This window comes from Paractinoplanes ferrugineus (assembly GCF_016862195.1).
In the GTDB taxonomy this organism is placed as follows: domain Bacteria; phylum Actinomycetota; class Actinomycetes; order Mycobacteriales; family Micromonosporaceae; genus Actinoplanes; species Actinoplanes ferrugineus.
Genome location: NZ_BOMM01000013.1, coordinates 1 through 852, shown reverse-complemented (window position 1 = coordinate 852; position 852 = coordinate 1). Strand labels below are relative to the sequence as shown.

The 852-nt window shown below is 77.3% G+C and carries 1 protein-coding gene; it reads right to left on the bottom strand.

What is annotated here, in order from left to right; translation table 11 throughout:
- Positions 1–852, bottom strand: an 852-nt coding sequence (locus tag Afe05nite_RS09595) for a hypothetical protein (RefSeq protein ID WP_203816646.1), incomplete at both ends; no start/stop codon positions are given.

The window sequence follows — 852 nt, the reverse complement described above, 5'->3', positions numbered from 1 at the left end:
CCGGTGATGGAGCGGGCCAGGCTCTCCGCCCGCGCGACATCGCCGCCGGCGGCAACCGCGCGGGCCACCACGGTCAGCGCCTCCGCCTGCTGGCGCGGGTCGGTGATCGAGCGGGCCACGCTTTCGGCCCGCACGACGTCGCCGCCGGCCACGACCGCACCGACCACCACGGCCAGCGCCCACCCCTGTCGGGCCGGGTAGGTGATCGAGCGGGCCACGCTCTCCGCCCGTACAACATCGCCGCCGGCCACGAACGCGCTGACCACCGCGGCCAGCTCCCACGCCTGTCGGGCCGGGTCGGTGATCGAACGGGCCACGCTTTCGGCCCGCACGGCGAGCTCGCCGCCCCGATCGGCGTCGCCGGCGACCGCCACCGATTCGGCCACCGCGGTCAGCGCCTGCGCCTGTCGGGCCGGGTCGGTCCTTGAGCGGGCCACGCTTGCCGCCCGGTCGGCGAGCGCGCCCGCCCGATCGACATCGCCGCCGGCCGCGGCCGCCCGGGCCACCATGGTCAGCGCCTGCGCCTGTCGGGTCGGGTCGGTGATCGAGCGGGCCACGCTTTCGGCCCGTACGACGTCGCCGCCGGCCGCCACCGCGCGGGCCACCGTGGTCAGCGCCTCCGCCTGCTGGCGCGAGTCGGTGAGCGAGTGGGCCACGCTCTCGGCCCGCCCGACATCGCCGCCGGCGACCAACGCACCGGCCACCGTGGTCAGCGTCCACCCCTGCCGGCGCGGGTCGGTAATTGAGCGGGCCACGTTCACGGCTCGGTCGGCGAGCGCGCCGGCCCGGCTGACGTCGCCGGCGGCCGCAACGGATTCGGCCACCGTGGTCAGTGCCCGCACCTGTTGGGCC